The following is a 2,393-nucleotide window of genomic DNA, read 5'->3' as shown; positions in this document are numbered from 1 at the left end:
CGGCGCCCGCCGCCGCGCAGCCGGCGCGCGCGGAGATCATCCTGGAGAACGCGAAGCTCGTCACGCTGGACCCGCGCCAGCCGCAGGCCGAGGCGCTGGCCATCGGCGGCGGCCGCATCCTGCGCGTCGGCGCGCGGCGCGACCTGGAGCCGCTGCGCGGGCCGGAAACGCGGGTGATCGACTGCCAGGGCCGCTGCGTGATCCCCGGCCTCAACGACAGCCACACCCACTTCATCCGCGGTGGCCTCTCCTATGCGCAGGAGTTGCGATGGGACGGCGTGCCCTCGGTGGCCGATGCGATGGCCATGCTGCGCGCGCAGGCGCGGCGGACCGCGCCGCCCAACTGGGTGCAGGTGGTCGGCGGCTGGACGCCGGTGCAGTTCGCAGAGCGCCGTTTTCCCACCATGGCGGAGATCGAGGCGGCGACCGGCGACACGCCGGTCTTCGTGCAGCACCTCTACGAGCGCGCCTTCATCAACCGCGCCGGCATGCGCCTGCTCGGCATCGGGCGCGACACGCCGGAGCCGCCGGCCACGCGCATGGAGCGCGACGACGCCAGCAACCCCACCGGCGTCTTCTTCGGCCGTGGCGGCATCGCCGGGCTGATCGGCCTCTGGGCGCGGCTGCCCCGCCTCTCGGAAGACCAGCAGATCGCCTCCACCAAGGCCTTCATGCGGGAGCACAACCGGCTCGGCATCACCTCCGTGGTGGATGCCGGCGGCGGCGGCCAGGCCTATCCCGAGGACTACGCGGTGGTGGCGCGGCTGGCGCGCCAGGGCGAGCTGACGCTGCGCATCGCCTATTCGCTCTTCGCCCAGAACCCGGGGCGGGAGATCGAGAACTACCGCCGCTGGGTCGGCATGGTCCGCCCCGGCGAGGGCGACGACTTCTTCCGCATGCTCGGCGGCGGCGAATACCTGGCCTGGTCCGCGGTGGACGGCTCGATGACGGCCGATCCGGCGGACCCGCCGGTGGTGATGGAAAGCCAGCTGGTGGAGGTGACGCGGCTGGTCGTCTCGCAGGGTTGGCCCTTCCGGCTGCATGTCACGCATGACCGGACCGTGCAGCGCGTGCTCGGCGTGCTGGAGCAGGTGCACCGCGAGATGCCGATCGACCGGCTGCGCTGGGCCTTCGACCATTGCGAGGGTATCGGCCCGCAGAGCCTGGAGCGCGTGGCGCGGCTGGGCGGCGCGGTGGCGATCCAGAACCGCATGTCGCTCGGCGGCGACGCCTACCTGGCGAAGTGGGGGCCGGAGGTCGCCGGCGACGCGCCGCCGCTCGGCCGCATTATCGGCACCGGCCTGCCGATGCCGGCGGGCACCGACGCCAACCGCGCCGTCAGCCACAATGTCTGGGTCGGCCTGCACTGGCTGGTGACGGGGAAGACCGTCGGCGGCACGCCGGTGCTGGCGGAACGCAACCGCCAGGACCGCACCGCCGCACTGCGCGCCTACACCGAGGCCGGCGCCTGGCTGACGAAGGAGGAGGACCGCAAGGGACGGCTGCAGGAGGGCATGTTCGCCGACCTCGCCGTGCTGTCCGACGACTACATGACGGTGGAGGCGGACCGCATCCCGCACATCACCTCCGTGCTGACCATCGTCGGCGGCAAGGTGGCGCATGGCGAGGGCGCCTATGCCGGCCTCGCGCCGCCGCCCCCGCCCGTCTCGCCGGACTGGCTGCCGGCCGGCCACTACCCTGGCTACCACCGCCGGGCGGATGGCGGCGCCTCCCCGATCCTGGCCGCGCCGGCGCCGCAGCGCCTGCGCGTGGTCGGTGCGGACGGCATCTGGGAACTGGGCTGCAGCTGCGCGGCGTGATCCCGGTGGCTTGAACGGCAGCGCGCTCGCCGTGCATCGTCCTGCCATGGCAACCGACCCGGTCCGCCAGGCGCTGGATCGCCTCCCGCTGCTCGCCCAGGTGCCGGACGACGCCCGCGCGCGCCTGGCCGCGGCGGCGCGCGCCGTGCGCTTCCGCGAGGGCGAGCCGGTGTTCCGCTGCGGCGATCCCGGCACGGACGGGATGCTCATCGTGCTGGACGGCGTGGTGCGCCTGCACCTCTCCACCGCGGCGGGGCGGGAGCTGACGCTGGGCCTGGTCGGCGCCGGGGAGCCGGTGGGCGAGATCGCGATGATCGATGGCGGGCCGCGCAGCGCGGATGCGACCGCCCTCACCCCGGTCAGCGGCGTGATGATCCGCAGCAGCGCCGCGGTCGAGGTGATCGAGACCGACCACGCCGCCGCGCTGGCGCTGCTGCGGGCCGTCGCCGCGCGCATCCGCCGCACGACGGACCAGCTGGAGGCGGTGGGGCTGCAGCCGCTGCCGCAGCGCGTCGCCGCCGCCATGCTGAAGCTCGCCGCCGCCGACCCGGCCGGCCTGGTGCGGCTGACGCA

2 protein-coding genes are annotated in these 2,393 nt (G+C 74.5%); both read left to right on the top strand.

The genetic code is table 11. The features are described from left to right. Positions 1 to 1,820: amidohydrolase (locus tag OZN99_RS29910; RefSeq protein WP_270938856.1), on the top strand; the 1,820-nt coding region annotated here is incomplete at its 5' end. 10 nt (positions 1,821 to 1,830) lie between these two features. Next, a partial coding sequence (locus OZN99_RS29905; protein WP_270938855.1) for a Crp/Fnr family transcriptional regulator occupies positions 1,831 to 2,393 on the top strand: 563 nt, incomplete at its 3' end.

This window comes from Falsiroseomonas oryzae (assembly GCF_027856955.1).
In the GTDB taxonomy this organism is placed as follows: domain Bacteria; phylum Pseudomonadota; class Alphaproteobacteria; order Acetobacterales; family Acetobacteraceae; genus Falsiroseomonas; species Falsiroseomonas oryzae.
This window is presented reverse-complemented; position numbering and strand designations above follow the sequence as displayed.